23 protein-coding genes are annotated in these 24,119 nt (G+C 74.6%); 9 read left to right on the top strand and 14 right to left on the bottom strand.

Going from position 1 to position 24,119, the window contains the following annotated elements; all coding sequences use genetic code 11:
- Positions 1-26: 26 nt before the first annotated feature.
- Entirely contained in the window at positions 27-299 is a 273-nt protein-coding gene (locus ACWD4P_RS29090; protein WP_030062195.1) for a WhiB family transcriptional regulator, read from the bottom strand.
- Positions 300-922: 623 nt separating this feature from the next.
- On the opposite strand from ACWD4P_RS29090, the gene ACWD4P_RS29085 reads away from it, so the two are divergent.
- The 3 genes from ACWD4P_RS29085 to ACWD4P_RS29075 are packed head-to-tail and all read left to right on the top strand — an operon-like array spanning position 923 to position 3,867.
- Positions 923-1,576, top strand: coding sequence for a cysteine dioxygenase (locus ACWD4P_RS29085; protein WP_359829956.1), 654 nt, complete (start codon positions 923-925; stop codon positions 1,574-1,576).
- A 42-nt stretch (positions 1,577-1,618) separates the two neighbouring features.
- Positions 1,619-2,578 carry a 2-phospho-L-lactate transferase gene (cofD, locus tag ACWD4P_RS29080; RefSeq protein WP_359829957.1) on the top strand — a complete coding sequence of 320 codons (960 nt, stop codon included), beginning with the start codon at positions 1,619-1,621 and terminating at the stop codon, positions 2,576-2,578.
- Positions 2,575-3,867, top strand: coding sequence for a coenzyme F420-0:L-glutamate ligase (locus ACWD4P_RS29075; protein WP_449781670.1), 1,293 nt, complete (start codon positions 2,575-2,577; stop codon positions 3,865-3,867). Before cofD ends, ACWD4P_RS29075 begins: the two co-directional genes overlap by 4 nt.
- 30 nt (positions 3,868-3,897) lie before the next feature.
- On the opposite strand, the gene ACWD4P_RS29070 is transcribed toward ACWD4P_RS29075, so the two are convergent.
- Together ACWD4P_RS29070 and ACWD4P_RS29065 are read right to left on the bottom strand one after the other, a co-directional pair.
- Complete coding sequence (locus ACWD4P_RS29070; RefSeq protein WP_449781669.1) at positions 3,898-4,809, bottom strand: DNA-3-methyladenine glycosylase family protein; 912 nt, start codon at positions 4,807-4,809, stop codon at positions 3,898-3,900.
- A 106-nt stretch (positions 4,810-4,915) separates the two neighbouring features.
- Complete coding sequence (locus ACWD4P_RS29065) at positions 4,916-6,058, bottom strand: peptidoglycan recognition protein family protein (RefSeq protein ID WP_449781668.1); 1,143 nt, start codon at positions 6,056-6,058, stop codon at positions 4,916-4,918.
- Between the two features lie 103 nt (positions 6,059-6,161).
- Between ACWD4P_RS29065 and ACWD4P_RS29060 the strand changes: the two genes are divergently transcribed.
- The 3 genes from ACWD4P_RS29060 (at position 6,162) to ACWD4P_RS29050 (ending at position 10,168) form a co-directional block, all read left to right on the top strand.
- The gene (locus ACWD4P_RS29060; RefSeq protein ID WP_449781667.1) at positions 6,162-6,953 is read left to right on the top strand and encodes a TIGR03089 family protein; all 792 of its coding nucleotides are present in this window, start codon (positions 6,162-6,164) and stop codon (positions 6,951-6,953) included.
- Positions 6,954-6,989: 36 nt separating this feature from the next.
- A complete protein-coding gene (locus ACWD4P_RS29055) occupies positions 6,990-8,300 on the top strand; it encodes an LCP family protein (RefSeq protein ID WP_449781666.1) in 1,311 nt (436 codons plus the stop codon).
- Between the two features lie 224 nt (positions 8,301-8,524).
- The gene (locus tag ACWD4P_RS29050; protein WP_449781665.1) at positions 8,525-10,168 is read left to right on the top strand and encodes an LCP family protein; all 1,644 of its coding nucleotides are present in this window, start codon (positions 8,525-8,527) and stop codon (positions 10,166-10,168) included.
- Here the strand turns inward: ACWD4P_RS29050 and ACWD4P_RS29045 are convergent, their stop codons facing one another.
- The 6 genes from ACWD4P_RS29045 to ssuE form a co-directional block, all read right to left on the bottom strand.
- On the bottom strand, positions 10,169-10,783 hold the full coding sequence (locus ACWD4P_RS29045) for an acyltransferase (protein ID WP_359828906.1): 615 nt from the start codon (positions 10,781-10,783) through the stop codon (positions 10,169-10,171). It abuts the gene before it with no gap.
- A 120-nt stretch (positions 10,784-10,903) separates the two neighbouring features.
- Positions 10,904-11,944: a glycosyltransferase family 2 protein gene (locus tag ACWD4P_RS29040; RefSeq protein WP_359828905.1), complete on the bottom strand. Its 1,041-nt coding sequence runs from the start codon at positions 11,942-11,944 to the stop codon at positions 10,904-10,906.
- Between the two features lie 161 nt (positions 11,945-12,105).
- Complete coding sequence (locus ACWD4P_RS29035) at positions 12,106-14,097, bottom strand: hypothetical protein (protein WP_449781664.1); 1,992 nt, start codon at positions 14,095-14,097, stop codon at positions 12,106-12,108.
- Between the two features lie 168 nt (positions 14,098-14,265).
- Positions 14,266-16,836, bottom strand: coding sequence for an ABC transporter permease (locus ACWD4P_RS29030; RefSeq protein ID WP_449781663.1), 2,571 nt, complete (start codon positions 16,834-16,836; stop codon positions 14,266-14,268).
- A 20-nt stretch (positions 16,837-16,856) separates the two neighbouring features.
- Complete coding sequence (locus tag ACWD4P_RS29025; protein ID WP_449781662.1) at positions 16,857-17,642, bottom strand: ABC transporter ATP-binding protein; 786 nt, start codon at positions 17,640-17,642, stop codon at positions 16,857-16,859.
- 323 nt (positions 17,643-17,965) lie between these two features.
- Complete coding sequence (gene ssuE / locus ACWD4P_RS29020) at positions 17,966-18,520, bottom strand: NADPH-dependent FMN reductase (protein ID WP_359828898.1); 555 nt, start codon at positions 18,518-18,520, stop codon at positions 17,966-17,968.
- A gap of 327 nt (positions 18,521-18,847) precedes the next feature.
- Between ssuE and ACWD4P_RS29015 the strand changes: the two genes are divergently transcribed.
- Positions 18,848-20,167 (top strand): LCP family protein, encoded by a 1,320-nt coding sequence (locus ACWD4P_RS29015; RefSeq protein ID WP_449781661.1) that lies wholly within the window; start codon positions 18,848-18,850, stop codon positions 20,165-20,167.
- 38 nt (positions 20,168-20,205) lie between these two features.
- Positions 20,206-20,676 (top strand): LbetaH domain-containing protein, encoded by a 471-nt coding sequence (locus tag ACWD4P_RS29010; RefSeq protein ID WP_359830960.1) that lies wholly within the window; start codon positions 20,206-20,208, stop codon positions 20,674-20,676.
- Between the two features lie 33 nt (positions 20,677-20,709).
- On the opposite strand, the gene ACWD4P_RS29005 is transcribed toward ACWD4P_RS29010, so the two are convergent.
- Both ACWD4P_RS29005 and ACWD4P_RS29000 read right to left on the bottom strand, forming a co-directional pair.
- Positions 20,710-21,285 (bottom strand): hypothetical protein, encoded by a 576-nt coding sequence (locus ACWD4P_RS29005; RefSeq protein WP_359830958.1) that lies wholly within the window; start codon positions 21,283-21,285, stop codon positions 20,710-20,712.
- A 277-nt stretch (positions 21,286-21,562) separates the two neighbouring features.
- Positions 21,563-22,057: a peptidylprolyl isomerase gene (locus ACWD4P_RS29000; protein WP_359830957.1), complete on the bottom strand. Its 495-nt coding sequence runs from the start codon at positions 22,055-22,057 to the stop codon at positions 21,563-21,565.
- Positions 22,058-22,273: 216 nt separating this feature from the next.
- Here ACWD4P_RS29000 and ACWD4P_RS28995 point away from each other — a divergent pair, with 216 nt between their 5' ends.
- On the top strand, positions 22,274-22,657 hold the full coding sequence (locus tag ACWD4P_RS28995; protein ID WP_359830955.1) for a MerR family transcriptional regulator: 384 nt from the start codon (positions 22,274-22,276) through the stop codon (positions 22,655-22,657).
- Between the two features lie 73 nt (positions 22,658-22,730).
- On the opposite strand, the gene ACWD4P_RS28990 is transcribed toward ACWD4P_RS28995, so the two are convergent.
- From ACWD4P_RS28990 to ACWD4P_RS28980, 3 genes are all read right to left on the bottom strand, one after another.
- Complete coding sequence (locus ACWD4P_RS28990) at positions 22,731-23,384, bottom strand: class I SAM-dependent methyltransferase (RefSeq protein WP_449781660.1); 654 nt, start codon at positions 23,382-23,384, stop codon at positions 22,731-22,733.
- 102 nt (positions 23,385-23,486) lie between these two features.
- Complete coding sequence (locus ACWD4P_RS28985; RefSeq protein WP_359830951.1) at positions 23,487-23,975, bottom strand: GNAT family N-acetyltransferase; 489 nt, start codon at positions 23,973-23,975, stop codon at positions 23,487-23,489.
- A 50-nt stretch (positions 23,976-24,025) separates the two neighbouring features.
- A partial coding sequence (locus ACWD4P_RS28980) for an acyl-CoA dehydrogenase family protein (protein ID WP_132919430.1) occupies positions 24,026-24,119 on the bottom strand: 94 nt, incomplete at its 5' end.

The raw sequence follows: 24,119 nt of genomic DNA, 5'->3' as shown, positions 1-24,119 counted from the left end.
GTCAGCGGGAGGCGGGGCCGACCCGGTCAGACCGCGCTCTTCTTGAGCCTGCGGCGCTCGCGCTCGGAGAGGCCGCCCCAGATGCCGAAGCGCTCGTCATTGGCGAGGGCGTACTCCAGGCACTCCGAGCGGACCTCGCAGGCGAGGCAGACCTTCTTCGCCTCGCGGGTCGAGCCGCCCTTCTCGGGGAAGAAGGACTCGGGGTCGGTCTGGGCGCACAACGCGCGCTCCTGCCAACCGAGTTCCTCCTCGTCCTCCGCGATGCCGTCCCCGATCAACAGCTCAAAGAGCTCGCTCATGTGGCGCGCCTCCTCTGCCCCTACTTGGCGTCCCCGTGGTTGCCGTTGCCTCGTGCGGCTGACGACACGAGTGAAATTACAGTTGCGTCACTCTGGCCCAGTCAAGCCGAGCTCTGGTATTGGGGCCGGGATTCACTCCCTGGCACCAAGCCGTTACGAATAGTGTACATATTTGGACACATCGGACCTTCCGCCTCAAGGTCCTGAACAGTGCCGAACCATCCGCAACCATTCACCGGGTGACGCCCGGTCACCGTCACAGGCCGGTCATCGGCCTGCCTTCCCGGCGATCTTCCCATCGAAACATAGAGAGTGATGAATCACCCCATCAGGGAAAGATCCGGACCTAACCCACTCGAATGCCGCATCCTTGGGTTTGACACCGCCCCTGCGGATGCGGTCTCCTTGCTCCTATGTCAGAGTTCGCCAGCCCCCGGAGCGGTTCCACCCTCCGCCGTGCCGTGAACTCTTGTTGTCGCCTCTGCTCCTGCTGTATCTAGGCGCCCGCGTCCCACCGCGCGCCGCCCCCAGGAAGCACAGAGGCCGCCCGCGAGTCCCGTCCCAGGACATCCCGGATCCGGCTGATCCGACGAATCCGGCCGACTCCTCCGAGGACGACTCCCGTGCGCATGATCCGCATCCGCAAGCGGAACCGCGACCGCAGCAAGCTCGCCCGCCGTGGCCCCGCCACCGCCCCCGCCGGCACCCCCGCCAACACCTCCGCCGGCACCCGGACCCGCCAGTGGGCCGACGGCCTCAGCGACGTCTCCATCGCGGGCGACCCGCTCGCCTTCCCGCACCTGGCCCGCACCGACCTGCCGGCCCACCCCACCACCGTCGCCGAGTACGCCCGGCTGGTGCGCGAGATCGCCGCCGACCGCGCCCGCTGGGAGCCGCTGGTCCGCTACGACGCGCTGACCCGCTGGTACGCCCGGCTGGAGACCGGCCCCGGCTACGAGGTCTGGCTGCTCAGCTGGCTGCCCGGGCAGTCCAGCGGCTTCCACGACCACGGCGAGTCCTCCGGCGTGATGAGCGTCGTGCGGGGCGAGCTGGTCGAGCGCTCGCTCACCACCACCGGCGAGGGCGCCCGGGTGCTGCGGCCCGGCGGACAGCGCGTGTTCTCCTCCGGCTACCTGCACGAGGTCGTCAACGGGGCGCTCGAACCCGCCGTCTCGATCCACCTCTACGCCCCCGGCCTGACCGAGATGAACCAGTACGGCGCCGCCGCCGTCCCCGAGCAGCACCCGGAGCGGCAGGCCCAGGCCGGGTCGCACTGATCCCGGGCTGACGGAAGGTCCGACCGTGGCAGGATGACCCCCATGCGCATCGTGGCACTGGCAGGCGGAATCGGCGGAGCGCGCTTCCTGCGCGGACTCCTCGCGGCGGTCGGACCGCAGGACGAGATCACCGTCATCGGCAACACCGGTGACGACATCCACCTCTACGGCCTCAAGGTCTGCCCCGACCTCGACACCGTGATGTACACCCTCGGCGGCGGCATCAACGAGGAGCAGGGCTGGGGCCGGACCGACGAGACCTGGTCCATCAAGGCCGAGATGAAGGAGTACGGCGTCGGCCCCGAGTGGTTCGGGCTCGGCGACCGGGACTTCGCCACCCACCTCGTGCGCAGCCAGATGCTCACCGCCGGGTACAGCCTCAGCCAGGTCACCGAGGCGCTGTGCGTGCGCTGGAAGCCGGGCGTGCGGCTGCTGCCGATGAGCGACGACCGGGTCGAGACCCACGTGCGGATCACCGACGAGCAGGGCACCCGGGCGATCCACTTCCAGGAGTACTGGGTCAAGCTGCACGCCGCGGTGGACGCCGAGGCCGTCGTCGCGGTCGGCGCGGACACCGCCAAGCCCGCACCCGGCGTGCTGGAGGCCATCGCCGAGGCGGACGTCATCCTCTTCCCGCCGTCCAACCCGGTGGTCTCGATCGGCACCATCCTCGCCGTCCCCGGCATCCGGGAGGCGGTCGCCGCCGCCCCCGCGCCGGTGGTCGGGCTCTCCCCGATCATCGGCGGGGCGCCGGTGCGCGGCATGGCCGACAAGGTGCTCGCCGCCGTCGGCGTCGAAGCCACCGCGGAGGCCGTCGCGCTGAACTACGGCGCGGCGCTGGTCGACGGGTGGCTGGTGGACACCGTGGACGAAGCCTCGGTGGCCGCCGTCGAGGCCGCCGGCATCGCCTGCCGGGCCGTCCCGCTGCTGATGACCGACGTCGAGGCCACCGCCGGGATGGCGCGCGCCGCGCTGGCGCTGGCCGAGCAGGTGCGGAAGTGACCCTGGAGATCCTCGGCGTCCAGGGGCTGCCCGAGGTCGAGGCCGGGGCGGACCTGGGCGAGCTCCTCGCCAAGGCCGGGACGTACCAGGACGGCGACATCCTGCTGGTCACCTCGAAGATCGTCAGCAAGGCGGAGGGCCGGCTGCTGCACGCCGCCGACCGCGAGGCCGCGATCGACGCCGAGACCGTCCGGGTGGTCGCCCGGCGCGGACCGGCCCGGATCGTGGAGAACCGCAACGGCTTCGTCATGGCCGCCGCCGGGGTCGACGCCTCCAACACCGCCCCCGGCACCGTGCTGCTGCTGCCCGAGGACCCGGACGCCTCCGCCCGGGCGCTGCGGGCCCGGCTCCGGCAGCTCACCGGCCGCCGGCTCGCCGTCGTCGTCACCGACACCTTCGGACGGCCCTGGCGCAACGGGCTGACCGACGTGGCGATCGGCGCCGCGGGCCTCTCCGTGCTGGACGACCACCGGGGCCGCACCGACAGCCACGGCAACCTGCTGGAGATGACCGTCACCGCGACAGCCGACGAACTCGCCGCCGCCGCCGACCTGGTGAAGGGCAAGGCCAACGGCGTCCCGGTGGCGGTCGTGCGCGGGCTCGGGCACCTCGTCACCACCGAGGACGGCGACGGCGCCCGGCCGCTGGTCCGGCCCGCCGTGGACGACATGTTCCGGCTCGGCACCTCCGAGGCGCTGCGGGAGGCCGTCACCCTGCGGCGCACCGTCCGCTCCTTCACCGCCGAAGCGGTCGACCCGGCGGCCGTCCGCCGCGCCGTCGCCGCCGCCGTCACCGCGCCCGCCCCGCACCACACCACGCCGTGGCGGTTCGTGCTGCTGGAGTCGGCGGACACCCGGGAGCGGCTGCTCGACGCGATGCTCGCCGCCTGGCAGCGCGACCTGCGCGAACTCGACGGCTGGGACGAGGCCAGGATCGCCCGGCGCACCGCCCGCGGCAACGTCCTGCGCGACGCCCCGTACCTGGTGGTGCCCTGCCTGGTGACGGACGGCTCGCACGACTACCCCGACCCGCGCCGGGCCGCCGCCGAACGGGAGATGTTCACCGTCGCCGCCGGCGCCGCCGTGCAGAACCTGCTGGTCGCGCTGACCGGCGAGGGCTACGGCTCCGCCTGGGTCTCGTCCACGATGTTCTGCCGCGACACCGTGCGCGAGGCCCTGGACCTCCCGGCCGACTGGGACCCGATGGGCGCCGTCGCCGTCGGCCGCCCCGCCGCGCCCCCTCGGCCCCGCCCGGACCGCGGCCCCGACGCCTTCATCGCGGTGCGTTAGGACGTGCCGGACGGCCGGACGCCGCCGCGTTCAGCGGCGGCGGTGGTCGTTGGGAGTCAGGCGGGGGCCGTAGCGGGGGGCGTGGGTGCCGGTGGCCAGCAGGAGCCGGCAGACCCGGTGACGCTGGGGACGGTAGGGCTCCAGCAGGGCGAGCATCTGGACGTCGTCGCTGCGGGGGCGGCCGGCCAGCGCCCAGCCGACCAGGTTCGGCAGGTGGAAGTCCCCGACCGAGACCGCGTCCGGGTCCCCGTTGCTGCGCTGCAGCGTCTCGGCGGCCGTCCACACCCCGACGCCCGGGACGGCGGTGAGCCGGGCGAAGGCCTCCTCGTGGCCCATCGCCGAGGCCTCCTCCAGCCGCGGCGCCAGCCGGACCGCGCGCATGATCGTCGCCGAGCGCTTCGGGTCCACGCCCGCCCGGTGCCACTCCCAGCTCGGCACCAGCGCCCACTCGCGGGCCGACGGCGCCACCCGCATGCCCCCGGCCGGGCCGGGCGCCGGGGTGCCGAAGTCCCGCAGCAGGGTGCGCCAGGCGCGGTAGGCCTCGTCGGTGGTGACCTTCTGCTCCAGGATCGCCGGGACGAGCGACTCCAGCACCAGGCCCGTCCTGGTCAGCCGGACCCCGGCGGTACGGCGCTGGGCGTCGCGCAGCGGACCGGGCGGCAGCACCAGGGACTCCGGGGCGTCCTCGGCGCCGAGCAGCAGGGGGAGGCGGTCGAGCAGCCAGTCCGCGCCGGGGCCCCAGGCGCTCGCCTCGACCTCGCCGGCCGCGGGGCGCGGCAGCACCCGCAGGGTGCCGACGCCGGCCGGGGTGCGGGAGGCGCGCCAGACGGCACCGTCCCCGGTGCTGCGGTAGGCCGGGTCGGCGGGGCCCCGGCGCAGCGGGAGCAGGGTGCGGGCCACGTCCAGGGGGAAGCCCGGGCGCCAGCGCCGTACCGCTTCCACTGCCGTCGCCTCCCGTGTCGCCTCCGGATATGAACGATACGCGCGGGGTCGGACAGACCCGGAGGGACGACGGCCGGGGAGGGACGGGACCGCGGGCGCGGCGCGGTCAGCGGACCTGGAGGCGGGCCGCGGCGGCGCGCAGGGCCGGCAGGCGGGCGTAGAGGGCGTTGCCGGGGCACTCGGTGTCGAAGCCGTCGCGGTGCCCGGAGACGGCGTCGAAGTCGGCGGCGGTGCCCTCGGGGTAGCGGCTGGCGTCGGAGCCGGAGACGAGCCTGGTGCGGCCGTCGGCGGGCCGGGCGGCGAGGCCGAGCTTCCAGGCGGCGAGGGCGGCGAGGCCGTCCAGGAGGGGCTGGGGCGGCTGGTCGTCGACGTAGGTGCCGATCGCGGCGACGCCGGCGGAGTCGGTGTTGAAGCCGAGGGTGTGGGCGCCGTGGACGGGCTGCTCGACGCCGCCGGCGCGGCCCTCGTAGACGGTGCCGCAGCGGTCGACCAGGAAGTTGTAGCCGATGTCCCGCCAGCCGCTGCTCTCCACGTGGTACTGGTAGATCGCCCGGATCACCCGGGGTGCGTCGGCGCAGGCGTAGTCGGTGGCGGTGTCGGTGTGGTGGACGAAGACCGTGCGGACCGGGCCGGTGTAGTCCGGGTCCGCCCGGCCGCGCAGGGACTCGTCGGCGCCCCAGCCGGCCCGGGTGACGATCTTCGGGCGGGCCGCCCGGCCCGCGCCCAACACGGTGGACGCCCCGGCGGAGGGTGCCGCGGGCGGCTCCGCGGGCAGGGTCCGGACGCCCGTCGGGGCGGCGCCGCGCCCCGGGTCGACCAGGTCGAGCCGCAGCCCGGCCGGCACCCCGGCGGGCCCGGGCCGGAGCTCGACCGCGACGCCGTCGCTGCGGCCGGTCCACAGCGGGGCGGTGGCGCCCCGCGCCGCGCGGTCGGGGCCGTCCCCCGCGTCGGCCGCCAGCCGGTGCCAGTCGCTCCAGCGGCCGGTGGCCGCGTCCCGGGCGCGGACCCGGACCACCGCCCCGGCGAGCGCGTCCGGCGGGCCGTCCCAGCCGAGGCCGAGGAGTTCGAACGGCGCGGTGCCGCACGGGGCGAGGCCGGCCCCCGCGGGCAGTGGGAGCGTGGTGGTGGAGGCGCCGCCGGCGAAGTCGCGGCGCTGCGGGGCGGGCCGGGAGGTCGCACCGGCGGCGGGTTGGAGCAGGAGGACGGCGACGCAGCCGGCGAGCACGGCGGCCGGGAGTGAAAGGCGCATGGAACGGATCGTCGCCGTTGACCGGCCCCCCGCCACGCCGCTCCGCGCCCGTTCGGCCGCCCCTCCCGACCTCCCACTCGAAGGCCGTAGGCTGGGGCGCACCATGACTGCGCCTTTCGCTGCCGACGCCCGCACCCCCGTCGAGCTGCTGCACGCATTCCTGCGCGGCGGCACGCCTTCGGTCGATCCCGCGGCCCCACTGGTCACCTTCTACGACGACGCCACCGGCGAGCGGGTGGAGCTGTCCGCCCGCACCTTCGACAACTGGGTGGCGAAGACCGCCAACCTCCTCCAGGACGAGCTGAACGCCGGCCCCGGCGACCGGGCGGCGCTGCTGCTGCCCGCCCACTGGCAGAGCGCCGTCTGGCTGCTCGCCTGCTGGTCGGTCGGGGTGACGGCGGTGCCGGGCGGCGACCCTGCCGACGCCGACCTGGTGGTCAGCGGCCCGGACGGGCTGGAGGCCGCCCAGGCCTGCGAGGGCGAGCGGGTCGCGCTCGCCCTGCGCCCGCTCGGCGGCCGCTTCCCGCAGCGGCCGGACGGCTTCCTCGACTACGCCGCCGAGGTGCCCGGCCAGGGCGACCGCTTCGCACCGTACTCCCCCGTCGCCCCGGACGGGCCGGCGCTGGAGACCGAGGTGGACGGACTGCCGCTGAAGCTGACGGGCGAGCAGACCGTCGCGCTGGCCCGGGAAGGGGCCGTCCGGCTCGGCCTGAAGCCCGGTGACCGCGTCCTGTCCACCCTCTCGTTCGACGACTGGACCGGCCTGGAGGCCGGTCTGCTGGCGCCCCTGGCGGCCGGCGCGTCGGTGGTGCTGTGCCGCAACTCGCAGGCGCTGGACGCCGGGCAGTGGGAGAAGCGGACGGAATCCGAACGGGTGACACTGCACCTCGGCTAACCCCCGGCCCCGGCCCGGCGGGTAGGGATCGCTGCCATGGCCGAGGACGACACCGAGCACCCCCCGACCGACCCTCCCCCGACGAACGGCTCCCCGCAGGACGCTCCCCCGACGGACACCCCTGCGGACGGGAGCGGACGCCCGCGCCGGCGCCGGCGGTGGCTGATGATCACCGCCGGCGCCGTCGCGTTCCTGCTGGTCGCCACCGGAGCGCTGCTCTGGATCGCCTACCGCACGCTGGACGGCAACATCCGCACCGACTCGGCCACCGACCGGCTGCTCGCCCAGCTGGAGGCCGAACGGCCGAGCCGCACCGCCGGAGCGCAGGGCGCCCGGAACATCCTGCTGATCGGCAGCGACGACCGCTCCGGCGCGAACGGCTCGTACGGCGGCCAGGCGGGCACCGAGCGCTCGGACACCACGATCCTGCTGCACCTGGCCGCCGACCGGCGGCACGCGACGGCGGTCTCGGTACCGCGCGACGTGATGGTCACCGTCCCCGCCTGCGAGAAGCCGGACGGCGGCCGCAGCCGGCCCGCGCTCATGCAGTTCAACTGGGCCTTCGAGACGGGGGGCGCGGCCTGCTCGATCCGGACCGTCGAGCAGCTGAGCGGCATCCGGATCGACCACTACGTGATCCTCGACTTCAGCGGCTTCAAGACGATGGTGGACGCGATCGGCGGGGTCGAGGTGTGCGTGCCGCAGCCGATCCACGACAAGGACGCCAGGCTCGACCTGCCCGCCGGCCGGCAGAGCCTGCACGGCGAGCAGGCGCTGGGCTACGTCCGCGCCCGGGAGAGCCTGGGAGACGGCAGCGACACCCAGCGCATGGGCCGTCAGCAGCAGTTCCTGGCCGCGCTGATCCGCAAGGTGCAGTCGCAGGGCGTGCTGCTGAACCCGGCGAAGCTGTGGCCGGTGCTGGACGCCGCGACCTCGTCCGTCCGGGCGGACGGCGGGCTGTCCTCGCTCGGCGCGCTGTACGACCTCACCCAGGACCTGCGCGGGATCCCCTCCGCGGACGTGGTCTTCCTGACCGCGCCGCGCCGCCCGTACCGCTACGACTCGGACCGGGACGAGTTCGTGCAGCCGCAGACCGGGCAGCTGTTCGCGGCACTGCGGGACGACCGGCCGGTCGCCGTCCGGCCGCCCGGGTCCGCGCTCGCCCGGGGAGCGGGCACGGGCCCGGGTGCGAGCCCGGCGGCGGGACCGGCGGGACCGGTGGGCCCGACGGCCGAGGTGGCGGCGGCGATGACGGGCGCCGCGGTGGCGAGCGCGTCACCCTCGGCGGGCGCCTCGCCCACCTTCGAGGGACGCACCGCCGACGTGGATTCCTGCGCCCAGCACTGAGCCGGGCGGGCCGGACCGGCCCGGCCGCTCCCGCGCGGCGCTGACGACCGGTCCGGATGCTTCCGCAATTGCTCGGCCACGCATGGTATTTACCTCCGCCCTGCCGGAACATGGCGGAGATCACATCGGGAACGACTCCCCCGTTCGGCTCGTCTAGTGTGTCCGGATCGGCCCGTCCGCACGGGCGGTCCACAGCCGTGACCGGTCGAAGGTAGGGAACCCGCGTGCACGAGGAGCAACCGGAAGCCGGCGGGTCCCGGGTGGACCCGTCCCCCGGCGTCCCCCGGCAGCGCCGGCGGGCCGCCGAGGCACCCGCCGGACCGGCCGCCCCCACCGGGCCCGCCGCACCGCCCGTGGAGGGCCGCCGGGACAGCCGACGGCGGGCGGCCGCGATCGCCAAGCGCACCCGCCGCCGACGGGCCCTCAAGTGGACGGCCGGGGCGGGCGCCCTGGTGATGGTGGCGGGCTGCGGCGGGGCGTACTACCTGTACCGGCACTTCAACGACAACCTGACCTCGGTCAAGGTGCAGCTGGGCGACGAGTCCGAGCGCCCCGCGGCCGCCGGGGACGCCCTGAACGTCCTGGTGATCGGCACGGACAGCCGGGAGGGCCTGGGCCGGGAGTACGGCGACGAGGGCAGCACCGGGCACGCCGACACCACGCTGCTGTTCCACATCGCCAAGGACCGCAGCAACGCGACGGTGATCAGCCTCCCGCGCGACCTGATGGTGCCGATCCCGGAGTGCCAGAACGCCCAGGGGAAGAAGATCCCGGGCTCGGCGCGGAACGAGTTCAACAACAGCCTCGGCCAGGAGGGGCGCGACGCCGGCTGCACCTGGAAGACCGTCGAGAAGATCACCGGGATCCGGGTCGACCACTTCGTGCAGGTCAACTTCGAGGCGGTGAAGACCCTCTCCACCGCCGTCGGCGGGGTCGAGGTCTGCGCGGCCAAGGACATCAACGACTCCGGCTCCCACCTCAGGATGAGCAAGGGGCGGCACGTGGTGCAGGGCGACGAGGCGCTGGCCTTCGTCCGCACCCGGCACGCGGTCGGCCAGGGCGGCGACCTGACCCGGATCCCGCTCCAGCAGCAGTTCATCAGCTCGATGATCCGCAAGATCAAGAGCGACGACACCCTGACCAGCCCGAGCAAGCTCTACAAGCTCGCGGACGCCGCCACCAAGGCGCTCACCGTCGACTCCGGCATCGGCAGCGTGGACAAGCTCAAGGACCTTGCGCTGGACATCAGCAAGGTGGACACCAAGAACATCACCTTCACCACCGCGCCCGTCCTGGACGACCCCAAGGACGAGAACCGGGTGATCCTCAAGCAGCCGGACGCCGGGCAGCTGTTCGCGATGGTCGCGGGCGACCGCTCGCTGACCGAGACCGCCGCCCCGGCCACCCCGGACGCCCCCGCGGCGCCGGCCACCGGCGACCCGGCCACGCAGTCGGCCCCGGCCGCCACCACCCAGGCCGCCACCCCGCCGCCCGTCCGCACCAAGACCGTCCAGCTGACGGTGCGCAACGGCAGCGGCACCCGCGGGCAGTCCGGGCCGACCGTGGAGAAGCTCCGGGCGAAGGGCTTCGACCGGGCCGCGGTCGGCAGCGACGCACCGCCCGCGGACACCACCACGGTGACGCACCCGGCCGGCCTGGAGGCCGAGGCCGGTGCCCTGGCCGCCGCCCTCGGCCTGCCCGCCGACGCCGTCCGGCCGGCCGGGAAGCAGGACCCGAAGGGCGGGCTGCTGCTGGTGCTCGGCAAGGACGTGCTGGCCGCCCCCGCCGGCCCGGCCGCGGTGCCCACCGAGGCGCCCGAGGACCTCCAGCGGGTGCAGGCCGACGACACCGACGTCTGCGCCAAGTAGCTACGCCGGCACGAGGGTTCCGTCCTCCTCCCGGTACCGCTCGGCGGTCCGGGGGCACTGCCACTCGCCGTCCCCGGCGGGCCGCAGCGGCTCGCCGGCCCGGCCCACCCAGCCGATCCGGCGGGCCGGGACGCCGGCGACCAGCGCGAAGTCCGGGACGTCCCGGTGCACCACCGCGCCGGCCGCGACCAGGGCCCAGCGGCCGACCGTCACCCCGGCGACCAGCACCGCCCGGCCGCCCACCGAGCAGCCCCGACGGAGCGTCACCCCCTCGGCCCGCCAGTCGAGCCGGTCCTTGGGGCGGCCCTCGGGGGTGACCGCGCGCGGGTACCGGTCGTTGGTGAGCACGGCGGCCGGGCCGATGAACACCCCGTCCTCGACCACCGCCGGCTCGTACACCAGCGCGTGGTTCTGCACCTTGACCCGGTCCCCGATCCGCACGCCGGGGCCGACGTACGCGCCGCGGCCGATCACGCAGTCCGCGCCGACCACCGCGTCCTCGCGGACCTGGGCGAGGTGCCAGACCGCCGTCCCGGCGCCGATCGCGGCCCGCTCGTCGACGTCCGCGCTCGGCTCGATCCGGGCCGCGCCCGGCCCGCCCTCAACTGTCGCCATGCGCACCGACGATAGCGCCGCCGGGCGGTGCCGGGCAGCGCCACGCGGTGCGGGGTGGTGCGGGGTGGTGCGGGGGCTCTGCGGGGGTGCCGCGGAAACGAATCAGCAGTCCGGTCCGGATCAGCCGGTCTTCGAGAGCACGTCCTTGGCGGACGGTCCGACGCTGGCGATCACTCTTCGGGCCAGCGAGCGCGGTGAGGTCAGGAACCCGAAGCCCCAGCTGAGGTGCATGGTCGCGAGGGCCACCGGCAGCAGCGCCCTGGCCCGCACCGACAGGCCGCGGCCCTCGACCGCCGCGCCGCCGAGGATCCCCAGCAGGTACGCGCCGGGCACCGCCAGGAAGGCCGGGTGGACGGCGACGCCGAGCGCCAGCCCGACGACGACCGCCGCCAGCGCGGCCGGCGGGGCCAGGTAGCGCATGTTGACCGAGCCCCGGTGGTAGCGGGTGACCACCCGGCGCCAGCGGCCGTAGTCCTTGTACTGCTTGGCCAGCGCGCGCACCGAGGGGCGGGGCCGGTACGTCACCTTGAGCTGCGGGGTGAACCAGACCAGGCCGCCGTCCTGGCGGATCCGGTAGTTCAGCTCCCAGTCCTGGGCGCGGATGAACTCCTCGTTGTAGCCGCCGAGCTTCTCCAGCACCTCCCGCCGGAACACCCCGAGGTAGACGGTGTCCGCCGGGCCGGCCAGGCCGCCGGTGTGGAAGGCCGCGTTCCCGACGCCGATCTTGGAGGTCATCGCGGCCGCGACCGCGTTCTCCCACTCGGTCTCGCCCTCGGCGTGCATGATGCCGCCGACGTTGGCTGCCTCCATCTCGCCGAGCAGCCGGACCGCGGTGGTGATGTAGCCGGGCGTGAGCAGGCCGTGGCCGTCCACGCGCACGACTATCGGATGCCGGGAGCCCCGGATCGCGGCGTTCAGCCCGGCCGGCGTCCGGCCGGTGGGGTTCGCCACCGTCCGCACCCGCGGGTCCTCGGCCACCAGCTCGGCGGCGATCTCCGCGGTGCGGTCGGTGGAGGGACCGAGGGCGATCACCACCTCCATCGGCCCGGGGTACTCCTGGTCCAGGATGCGCCGGACCGCCGTGCGCAGGTGACGTTCCTCGTTGAGCACCGGCATGATCACGGAAACAGCCGGCAGCTCCTCAGCAGCCTTGGTGTTCATCGGGGCCAACCGTACCGGTGCGGACGCGTCCCCGTCTTGTCCCGGTCTGGGCCACCGGGGGCCCCTCCCGGCGCGGAGCCGGTGCTGTGATCAAGAACACCGTACTCCTCCTTACGCGCAGGCCGGAAGCGGTGTGGATCCGGTGCCGGTCCCGGGTGGGTTCAGAGTGCGTAGTGGGCCACCGTGAACACCGCGTAGCCGGTCAGCGCGAGCCGGTTCAGCAGGTGCTGGGGGCCGCCCAGCCGGTCCGGCAGGGCCTGCGCCGGGCGCAGGTCGGGGCGGTGGGCCGCGGTGGCGACGGTCCGGGCCAGCGCCACCGGGTCGTACCGGCCGCCGAAGAGGGCGGCCAGCCGGACCGCCGGGCGGCTGAAGAAGGAGAACTCCCGCCCGCCGTGCAGCCGGATCGTGAGCAGGTTCCGGTGCACGGCCGCCGCGGAGACCTGCGCCCACCGGTAGCTGCGGGTGCGCAGCGCGGTGGCCACCCGCAGGCCGTTGCGGTCGGCCACCAGCTGCCAGGACAGCGTCTGGGCGCAGGCGAGGATCGCCAGCCAGCCGATCCACAGCGGGCGCAGCAGCCCCTCCCACCAGCCGTCGTCGTCGAGCAGCACGACCACGGTGGCGACCAGCAGCGCGGCCACCGGTCCGGCCGCCGCGCGCAGCGGCAGCGGCATCTCCCAGCGGCGGGCGGCCAGCGGCTCGGTGTCCGGACCGGCCGCGGGGGCGGCGGCGACGGTCTCCGCGGTCAGCGCGGCGACGGCCAGTTCGCGCTCGCGGTAGCGCCCGGAGCGCCCGCCGAAGCGCGGGGCCCGGGCGGCGGGGGCGACCACGGAGGCCACCCAGGACGGGTCCCCGTCGAGCAGGCCGGGGCGGACGAGGAGCTGGGGGTCGGGCCCGTCCGGGCCGCCGTACAGCACCGCGGGCACGCTGCGGCCGGCCAGGGCCAGCCACTCGGCGGCCTCCGCCGGGGTCGCCCGGTCGAACAGCTCCTCGAACTCCTCCTCGTCCTCGTCGTGGTCGAGCACCGGCTCGGGGTAGTCGGCCTCCTCGTCCTCCGTCGCCAGGTGCTCGGGCACCCAGGCCGGGGACTCCCCGTCCGGGGCGGCGCGGTGGGCCCAGCGGTAGCGGTCGCGCTCGACCAGCCGCCAGAGTCCGGGGCCGTCCGGCGGTCCGTCCAGCGGCAGCACCAGCAGGTCGCCGCGGGCGTCGGCGCGCACCCGGACGGCGAGCGCGGGGGCGGCGCCGGCGAAGGCGGGCCGGCCGCGACGGGCACTCGCGACGGCGGCCGAGCCGAGCAGCACCAGGCCGAGCAGGGCGATCAGGCCGCCGGCGCTCAGCTGGCCGGAGACGTCGTAGTCGTCACCCAGGGCGCGCACCCGGTCGCCGTCCACCAGCAGCGGGACGGGCTCGCCCGGCCGGGGCCGGTGCTGCCACCAGACGTCCAGGACGGCGGTGCGCTCGGGGTCGCCGCCGGGCGGCTGGAAGCGGACGGTCAGCAGGCCGTCCCGGTCGCTCCCCTCCGCGGTGCCGGTCACCCAAGTGGCGGACGCGGCGGCGGCGTCCGCCCTGGCCTGCGCCCAGAGGCCGTACACCGGGAAGGCCGCGGCGACGACCAGCAGCAGGACGCCGAGGGCGCGGCGCAGCACGGGCGGGCCGTCCCGGTGGACGGGCGACGGCGCGCCGGCGGCGGTCCAGGGGTAGGGGGCGGGCGGGAGCATCAGCTCGTCCAGCTGCTGGCGGGCCCGGCGGCGGCCGGCCTCGGCGCCGAGCAGGACGGCGGTGAGCAGCACGTGGAGCAGCACCGCGGACCAGCGGGCGGTCGGGGTGACCAGGCCCTCCGGGAGGTACCAGAGCAGTGCCAGGACGACCGGCGGCACGAGCATCCGGACCCGGGCCCGGGTGGCCAGCAGGAGGATCTCGGCCAGCACGGACCAGCCCGCCAGTCCGGAGCCCCAGGTGTCCCGGCAGACGTTGTGGACGTTGCACCGGCCCACGTCCGGCTCCACCGCGCTCGCCAGGAGCACGAACCCGATCGGCACCAGCGCGAGCCGGCGGCCGTCCAGCCGCCAGGCGGTCCGGGCGGCCCGCCAGCGGGCGGCGGCGGCACTGGTGAGGGGCGCGGCGCTGGGCAGCGGCGGGGCGTCCGAGGGGAGCATCGGACGATCATCGCAGCACGTGGGAAACGGAACGCACGTCGGGCGCCGCCGCCCGGCGGGGCCGTCCGCCGGGGCCGGGAACGGCACCGGGGCCGGGCGCTGTGCGCACCCGGCCCCGTTCCCCCGTTCCCCCGTGGGTTCCGCGGCCCGGCGCCCCCCGGCGCCGGGTCAGTCCGTCGCGATGGCCGCGAGGACGTTCATGCGTCCGGCCCGGAAAGCCGGGACGAGGGCCGCGAGCAGGCCGATCAGCACCGAGGCGACCAGCGTGACCGCCACCGTGACGGTCGGGACGGAGAGCGTCCCGAGGCCCTGGTCCCGCAGCACCCGCTGGACGGTGACGCCCCAGGCCAGGCCCAGCCCGGTGCCGAGGACGGCGCCGAACACCGCGATCACCACGGACTCCAGCCGGATCATCCGGCGCAGCTGGCGGCGGGAGAGCCCGATCGCCCGCAGCAGGCCGATCTCGCGGGTCCGCTCGACCACCGACAGCGCCAGGGTGTTGACCACGCCGAGCACCGCGACCGTGATGGACAGCGCGACCAGCCCGTAGATCAGGTACAGCAGGGTGTTGATCTGGGACTGGGCGAGCTCCTTGTAGCCGGCCCGGTCCTTGACGGTCAGCTGCGGGTACTCCTTCAGCCCGTCCTCCAGCGCGGTCAGCGTCCTGCCGACGTCGGCGCCCTGGGCGGCCTTGGCGAAGAAGGTCCACACCGGGGGCTGCTCGGCGGCGGGGACGGCCTGCGCCATGGTGTCCATGGCGACGAAGGCACCGGGGCCGAACAGCCCGCCCTTGCCGAGGACCGCGCCGACCGGCAGCGCCTGGGTGCGGCCCTGCCCGTACTCGACGGTGACCCGGTCGCCGACCTTCAGGCCGTGGTCCTTGGCGAAGGCGGCGCCGATCCCCAGCGAGCCGCGCTGGAGCGAGTCCACCGCCCCGGCGTCGACGGTCGGCCGGAAGTCGGTGCCGAAGAAGGACGGCGGCACGGCGGTCAGCTCCGTCTTGGCCCTCTGCCCGTCCGGCAGCTGGATCCGCGCGGCGAAGAAGGCCCGCTGGACGGTGATGTGGTCGATGCCCGGGGTCTTCTCGACGGCCGTCATCACCTCGGGGGCGATCGCGCCGCGGCCGCCGGAGACGATGTAGTCCGCGCCCACCGACTTGTCGATCTGCGCGCTGGTCGAGGTGACGGCCGAGGAGCTGAACACCGCGGAGGCGATCACCAGGGCCAGGCCGATCATCAGCGCGGCGGCGGTGGCGCCGGTGCGGCGCGGGTTGCGCATCGCGTTGCGCTGGGCGAGCTTCCCGGACGGGCCGAACAGCGCCGGCAGCAGCGCGCCGAGCACCCGGACGACGGCCGAGGCCAGCAGCGGGCCGAGCACCACGAAGCCGATCAGGGTGAGCACCACGCCCAGACCCAGGTAGCGGCCGCCGGTGGCCGCCTTCTCCGCCCCGGCGCCGAGGGCCAGCAGCGCGCCGCCGCCCGCCGTCAGCAGCAGGCCGAGGACGGTGCGGACCCGGTCGGCCCTGGCCTCGGCCGGGGTGCCGTGGTCGCGCAGCGCGGCCATCGGCGAGATCCGGCTCGCCCGCCGGGCCGGGAACCAGGCCGCGACCAGGGTGACCACGATGCCCAGCGCGTACCCGGCGACGAACACGTCCGGCCCGATCCGCAGGTCGGCCGCCTTGAGGTCCATGCCGATCGCGGTCATCAGCCGGATCAGGCCGACCGCCACGCCCAGGCCGGCCGCGATCCCGAGGGTCGAGCCGAGCACGCCCAGGATCAGAGCCTCGACCAGCACCGAGCGGTTGACCTGCCGCCGGCTGCCGCCGATGGCGCGCAGCAGGCCGATCTCCCGGGTGCGCTGGGCGACGAGCATCGAGAAGGTGTTGACGATCAGGAAGGCGCCGACGATCGCCGAGACGAAGGCGAAGCCGAGCATCGCGTACTTCAGGAAGCCGAGGCCCTTGCCGATCTGCTCGCTGCGGTCGGCCTTCTGCTCGGCGGCCGTCTTCAGCTGGTAGCCGCCGCCGAGCTCGGCCAGCGCGTCCGCCTTGAGCCGGTCGCCGCCGCGGCTGCCGTCGCCGTACGCGTCGACGGTGCTGAAGGCCTGCTCGCCGAGCAGCGTCAGCTGGGCGGTCGGGGTGTCCAGGAAGCCGAGCGCGGCGCCCGGGTTGGTGGTGGTGAAGGTGGCGATGCCGACGATCGTGAAGTCGTGCCGGCCCAGCGGGTTCTCGACCCTGAGCGTGTCGCCGAGGCCGAGCTTGGCCTTCTTCACGGTGTCCGCGTCCAGCACCAGCTCGGTCGGGCCGCGCGGCGTGCGGCCTGAGGTGAGCTTCACCGGGTTGCTCGGGGCGTCGGTCCAGTTGCCGAGCAGGGTGGGCGCGCCGGTGGTCGGGCCGACCAGCTTGTTGGTGGCCGGGTTGATCAGGACGGCGTTCTCGACCATGACCTGGCCGACCGCGCGCTTGACCCCGGGCAGCGCGGCGACCCGCTGCTCCAGCTCGACCGGCACGGTCGGCGGCTTGACGGCGGCCTGCTGCATCTCGTCGTCGGCCGGCTTGGGCGGCTGGACCGAGAGGTCGGAGGCGGTCGCGGAGAAGAGCTTGTCGAAGGTGCCGGTGGCGGTGCCGGAGAACACCAGGGTGCCGGAGACGAAGGCCACCGAGAGCACGACGGCGACGAGGGAGAGGGCCATCCGGCCCTTGTGGGCGAGGAAGCTCCGCAGCGAGGTTCTGAGCAGCATGTCGGTGTCGTCCCCGCCGCTCAGCTGGTGCGCTTGCCGTCGAAACGGCGCATGCGTTCGAGGACGGAGTCGGCGGTGGGCGCGTGCATCTCGTCCACGATCACGCCGTCGGCGAGGAAGAGCACGCGGTCCGCGTAGCCGGCGGCGACCGGGTCGTGGGTGACCATCACGATGGTCTGGCCCAGTTCGTCCACCGAGCGGCGCAGGAAGGTGAGCACCTCGGCGCCGGAGCGGGAGTCCAGGTTCCCGGTGGGCTCGTCGCCGAAGATGATCTCGGGGCGGGCGGCCAGTGCCCGGGCCACCGCGACGCGCTGCTGCTGGCCGCCGGAGAGCTGGGCGGGGCGGTGCTTGAGCCGGCCGGACAGGCCGACCGTCTCCACCACCTGGTCCAGCCAGGCCTGGTCGGGCCTGCGCCCGGCGATGTCCATCGGGAGCGTGATGTTCTCCAGCGCGTTCAGGGTCGGGAGCAGGTTGAACGCCTGGAAGATGAAGCCGATCTTGTCGCGCCGGAGCCTGGTGAGCTGCTTGTCCCTGAGGCCGGTGATCTCGGTGTCGCCGATCCGGATCCGCCCGGAGGTGACAGTGTCGAGGCCCGCCAGGCAGTGCATCAGCGTGGACTTGCCGGAGCCCGAGGGGCCCATGATCGCGGTGAACCGGCCGCGCTGGATGTCGACGTCGACCGCGTCGAGGGCGGTCACCCTGGTCTCGCCCGCGCCGTAAGCCTTGGTGACCTGACGGGCCGACGCGGCGACGGCGGACGCTCCGCCGGGAAGCTGGGGGTCGTACACGGCTGCTGCCGTCGTCACTGGTCTCTCCTATGGAAGTCGCGCTCACCCGTCGGCCCCCAGCCTCGCGGGTCCGCCCGCCGCGCGACATGGCGCAGGCGGTAGTCCTCGACCGGGAGTTGTCCCCACCCTCCCGGTGGACCTGGCCACAGGACCCGGCGGAACCGGGCCGCTTCCTGACGGGCGGGGACGTGTGAACCACGTTAGGAGTCGTCGGCGGAGGCCTCGTCATCCGCCGGAATGAAGCCGCTCAACCAAGGTTCTACGGGCCGCGGCGCCGCTCCCCCTAGGGGTCGCCGCGGCTCGTCTCGGGGACGCCCCGTACGGGCCGCGGCGACGGCGGGTCAGCTCGTCAGCGCCGGTGCGGCCAGCCGTTCCAGGGCGGTGGCGAAGCCCTCCACGACCGGGGCCAGCAGCACCTCGGTCTCGCGCTCCAGCAGGGTCGTCCCGTCCTCCCGGGCGGTGACGTGGCGGTCGAGCACGAACCAGCCCTGGGTGATGTGGCCGGCGCCCATCGAGCTGAGCACCGGGCGCAGCGCGTAGTCCACCGCGAGGACGTGGGCGGCCGAGCCGCCGGTGGCGAGCGGCAGGACGGCCTTGCCGGCCAGGGCGTACTGCGGGAGCACGTCCAGCAGGGCCTTCAGCAGGCCCGAGTAGGCGGCCTTGTAGACGGGGGTGCCGACGACCACGCCGTCGGCGCGGGCGAACAGCTCGGTGACGGCGACGATCTCGGGGTGGTCGAAGTCGCCCGACAGCAGCGCGTGCGCGGGCAGGCTGCGGGCCTCGAAGGGAACGACGTGGTGACCGCGCTCCGCGAGCCGCGCGTCGACGTGGCGCAGCAGGCGGGTGGTGCGGGAGGTGGCGGACGGGGAGCCGGAAACGGACAGGACGACGGCCATGGGTTCACCTCTGGCTGGAAGCGGGGCGGCACGGGGGGGCGAGGAGTGGGGGAACTCGACGGGTGCTCGTCAGCCGCGACAGAGCGAACAGGCCACACCACGCCGCAGGTCGACGTGCCGCCGACGCGTGAGTGCCCAACGCTGATCCATGTTCGGAATGCAAACACGCCGCGTTCGAGCCGGTCAAGAAACGTTTCAGCACTCAGAACGGGGGGTGTCCGGAGGTTACGGCGGAACGATCCGGTGCGTGCATCAAAACTGCTACAAGAGGCCCGGCGGGCCCCCCGGGGGGAGTCAGCCCGACCGGGGTCGGGCATCCTCATCGGCATGAACACGTGGCAGGAGGGCCGCCCGGGGGGCGGCGGGAACCCGTACGGCGGCAACGGCGGCAACGGCGGACGCGGCGCGGGCGAACGGCCGCTGCCGCCCTCGCTGAACCCGCGCGGACCGGGGGCGCCCGCGCCGCGGCACCCCGGGCAGCAGGGGCAGCCGGGGCAGTCCCGGCTCGGCGGCGTCCCGCCGCAGGGGCCCGGCGCACCCGGCTCCCGTCCCGCCGGACCGGGGCGCCCCGGGGGCCCGGGCGGACCCGGCGGCCCCGGTCGCCCGGGCGGGCCCGGTGGCCCCGACGGCAGCCGCCCGGCCGGCACCCCGGCCCGGCGCTGGCCCCGTCGGCGGATCGTGAAGTGGTCGGTCTTCGGCGTGCTGATCGCCGTCATGGTGACCGCCGTCTCCACCTGGTTCTGGGCGGACTCCAAGCTCAACCACGAGAACGTGCTCGCCGACTACCCCGGGCGCCCGGCCGCGGGCAAGGGCACCAACTGGCTGATCGTCGGCTCCGACAGCCGCCAGGGCCTCACCGAATCCGAGCAGGACGACCTGCACACCGGGCACGACACCGAGGGCAAGCGCAGCGACTCGATGATGATCCTGCACGTCGGGGACGGCGGGAACACCCTGATGAGCATCCCGCGCGACTCCTGGGTGCCGATCCCCGAGCACCCGGGCAGCAACGGCAAGCCGGTCAAGGGCACCACCGCGAAGATCAACTCGGCTTTCGGCAACGGCGGCGGCCGCCTGCTGGTCCAAACCGTCGAACAGAACACCGGCATCCGGATCGACCACTACGCCGAGATCGGCTTCGGCGGCTTCGTCGGCATCGTCGACTCGATCGGCGGCGTCGAGATGAAGATCGACCAGGACATCCAGGACAAGGACTCCGGGCTCGACCTCAAGGCCGGCGACCAGACCCTCAACGGCAAGCAGGCCCTCGCCTTCGTCCGCCAACGCCACCAGATGGCCGACCAGGACCTCGGCCGGATGCGCAACCAGCAGAAGTTCCTCGGCGCCCTGGCCCACCAGGCCGCCTCCCCGAGCAACCTGGTGAACCCGTTCACCTTCTACCCGCTGGTCGACTCCGCGCTCGGCACCCTGATCGTCGACGACGACTGCGGACTGACCGACCTCGGCTCGTTCTTCCTCGCCATGAAGGACGTCAACGGCGGCGGCGGCAAGTCGGTGACCGTCCCGATCGGCAACCCGGACTACCGGACCAAGACCGGCGAGTCCGCCGTGCTGTGGGACGCCAACAAGTCCAAGCAGGTGTTCGACGCCTTCAAGAACGACACCGCGGTGCCGGAGTTCAAGTAGTCGGCGACTTCGCGTGACGGCACCGCCACAATGAGTGGATGTCACTCGTCACCGCACTGATCCGGCGCCGCCGCCACCGCCTCCTGGGCCGTCTGGTCCAGGAGGCGCTCGCGCTCTACGGCATGGAGGTGCCCGCCGCCTGCGAGATCGGGCCCGGGCTGATGGTCTTCCACCGCGGCTTCGGCACCGTGCTGCACCCGTACACCACCCTCGGCGCCGGCGTGACGCTCTACAACGGCGTGACCATCGGCCGGGCCGACCCGTGGGTGCCGCAGGAGGAGAGCGCGATGCGGCGGGTGGTGGTCGAGGACGGGGCGGTGCTGTGCGCGGGCGCCAAGGTGGTGTGCAAGGAGGGCGTGCTGACCGTCGGCGCGGGCACCGTCGTCGGGGCCAACGCGGTGCTCACCCGCTCGACCGGGCCCGGGGAGATCTGGGCCGGCGCACCGGCCCGCAAGGTGGGGACGCGGGCGGGCGCCTGGGGCCCCGCGCCGGTGCCCAGCCCCTCCTGACCTCCCGCGCGGTACGGCGGCGCGGCGGATCCCTCAGACGTACGGCAGCAGGCCGGTGCCGCACTCCGGGAAGCGGACCAGCCACTCCCCCTCGCCGCCGGCCGCCTCGGTGGCACCCGAGAAGCCGTAGTGGATCGGCTGCCCGTCGCAGCCCAGCCACCTCGCGTGGGTCAGCTGCACGGACAGCGAGGCCTGGCGGTGCGGGGCGGCGGCCGGGACGGTCGGTGCGGGCTGCTCCAGCACCAGCTCGTGCGCGGTCTCGCCCGGCCGGAAGGTCACCACGGTCTCGGTGCCCGGGCGGCGCGGGAAGGCGCCCGCCGGGTCCGTCCAGTACGCGGCGACCATCACCGCCAGGGTGCCGTCCAGGCTGCCGGTCTCCGGCCGCACGTACTCCTCGTCCGCGACCCAGCGGGCGTGGTGGCGGACCTCCTCCGGGCCCCAGCGCTCGTCCCAGCGCACCCAGTAGCCCGCCACCCGCTTGACGGTCATGCCCTCGCGGACGACCCGGACGGCGAACCGCGCCGGGCCGACCGGCTCGCAGCCGGCCAGGGAGACCACCGTCACCTGTTCGTAGGTCACCTCGCCGTCATCGGCGCCCTGCTCCGTCATCGCTCAACCACCTTGTCGCAGAGTCGAGTTCGGCCGCGGCTGGGTCCGCGTCCGATTCGAGCGTAGGGCCCGGCCGGAGGAAGGCCGTGAGATTGCCCGGTTCCGGCCCGGAGGGCGGCGCTCCGGGCTACCCTGCCCGCCGCACCCCGGCCGGCGGCGGCCACGGGTGCCGGGCGGGGCCCGAGCCGGCGCGGAGCGGGTACGAAACCGCCCCGGAGCGGGAGGCCGGAAGGTCCGACGTCCCGCTCCGGGGCGGTGCGTGCCAGTGGTGCGGCGGTTACTGGACCTCGCCCGAGGCGGCGATGGTGATCTTGGCCGAGGTGCGGCCGCTCGGCGAGCCGAGGCCCTCGATCTTCTTGACCAGGTCCAGGCCCTCGACGACCTCGCCGAAGACGACGTGCTTGCCGTCCAGCCAGTCGGTGACGATGGTGGTGATGAAGAACTGCGAGCCGTTGGTGTTGCGGCCGGCGTTGGCCATCGACAGCAGGCCCGGGCGGTCGTGCTTGAGCTGGAAGTTCTCGTCCGCGAACTTCTCGCCGTAGATGCTCTTGCCGCCGGTGCCGTTGTGGTTGGTGAAGTCACCGCCCTGGAGCATGAAGGCCGGGATCACGCGGTGGAAACCGGAGCCCGCGTAGCCGAAGCCGTTCTGGCCGGTGGCCAGCTCGCGGAAGTTCCGGGCGGTCTTGGGGACGACCTCGTCGAACAGCTTGAAGACGATCCGGCCGGCCGGCTCGTCGTTGATCGTGATGTCGAAGAAAACGTTGGAAGACATGCAGGGATCATGGCACGATCGCCTGTTCGGCGCGCGCCGCCCCCGGTCCGGCACGGTCGGACGCGGCTGTGTTATCCGGTGGCCGACCTCGGGCGGGGGCGCGAACCTACCCCCCGGTGCCGGCTCCGGGGCACACTGTGGAACGACGGCCGCGGCGGCACGACGCCCGGGGCCGGGGACGACCGGGGCGAAGGACGACGGGACGGGACGGACGGCATGCGGATCGGCGAACTGGCCCGGCGGACGGGCGTGAGCGAGCGCTCGCTGCGCTACTACGAACAGCAGGGCCTGCTGGCCGCCCGCCGCACCGACGGCGGCCACCGGGAGTATCCGGAGGCCGCCGTCGACCGGGTGGTGCACATCCAGGAACTGTTCGCCGCCGGGCTGCACAGCCGGACCATCTACAAGATCCTGCCCTGCATGCGGGACTCCGACGGCGGCCCGAACGAGGTCGCCACCCCGCTGCTGGTCGAGGAACTCACCGCGGAGCGCGAGCGGATCGACCGGACGATCAGCGATCTGCTGCGCTCCCGCGAGGTGCTGGACGAGGTGATCGCGACCGCCTCCGGGCTGCCGCCGTCCCCCTCCGAGGCCGCGTAGCGGTCCGCGGGTCCGGGGCGGCGTAGCGGTCCGCGGGTCCGGGGCCGCGCGGAGCCCGGCGCGGGAGCCCTCCTCAGGCCTTCGGCTTGCGGGCCAGCACATAGGCCTGCGGGGTCGGCTCCTCGCCCTCCGGCTCGCGGACCGTCCGGGAGGTGACCGCCAGCCCGGCCTCCCGGACCAGTTCCTCCACGCGCTCCGGCCGCAGCCGGCGGAAGTCCAGCGACACCGGGTGCCCGAAGGGCCGCTCCTGGCGCGAGGGCAGGTCGCCGACCTGGAAGGCGAGCATCAGGTGGCCGCCGGGGGCCAGCACCCGGGCGAACTCGGCGAACACCTCGGGAAGCCGCTCCGCCGGGGTGTGGATGATCGAGTACCAGGCCACCACGCCGGTCAACTCCCCGTCCGGGAAGGGGAGGTCGAGCATCGAGCCGACGCTGAACGGCACCTCCGGGTGGGCCTGCCGGGCCAGTTCGACCATCCGCGGGGAGAGGTCGACGCCCTGCACGTCCAGGCCGAGCCGGTGCAGCGGGCCGGTCATCCGGCCCGGGCCGCAGCCGAGTTCGGCCGTCCTGCCGTCCGGCCGCTCGGCGCGGACCAGGTCGGCGAAGAGCGCCAGCATCGCCCGGTCCATCGGCATGCGGTCCAGCGCGTCCCGGAAGAGGTCGGTGTACTCGGTGGCGACGGCGTCGTAGAACGCCCTGGTCTCGGTGAGGAAGCCCGGCTCGGTCATGGTGCCGGACCCTACCCGGCGGGTGCCGACCGGGGGGTCGATCACGCCAACCGGCGCGCGGGGCACGGAAGACGAGGGCTGCCGGGCCCCCGGCGGCGCCGCTCAGCCGAGCGCCGGGAGGTCCCGTTCCGCGACGGCCTGGTCGCCGCTGGTCTCCCCGGTCGGCCGGAAGCCGAGGCGGGCGTAGAACTCCTCCGGGCCGCGCGGACCGGGGTGGTAGGTGACCGTCGCCCGCGTGCCGCCGCGCCGGCGGATCTCGGCGCAGACCCGCTCGACGGCGAAGCGGCCGTAGCCGCCGCGCTGCCGCTCGGCGTCGATCAGCAGCCGCCACAGGCCGGAGCGGGGGCGGTCGCCGGGGCGGCCGGGGTGGAAGGCGAGGTCGAAGAAGGCCATCACGAAGCCCACCGGCCGCCCGCCGTCCAGGATCAGCCGGGGCCAGGCCGTCTCCCCGTACGCGTACGCCTCGGCCAGCGACGTCGCCACCGGCGCCACCAGGCCCTCCTGGTCGGGGCGGACCCGCAGGGCGAGGGCGGCGTCGACGTTCTCGGGGGTGATCACGGCCAGGGCGGGCCCGGCGGGGGTGAGCGACATGGCGGGCAGCCTACGGAGCGCGGCCGCCCGCCGTCGCACGGTTTTCGGGGCTACGGGAGGTTGCGGGCCATCACGATCCGCTGGACCTGGTTGGTGCCCTCGTAGATCTGCGTGATCTTCGCGTCCCGCATCATCCGCTCCACC

It is taken from the genome of Kitasatospora sp. NPDC002543, from assembly GCF_053594915.1.
The sequence above is the reverse complement of the archived record's forward strand: the minus strand, read 5'-3'. Positions and strand labels throughout refer to the sequence as shown.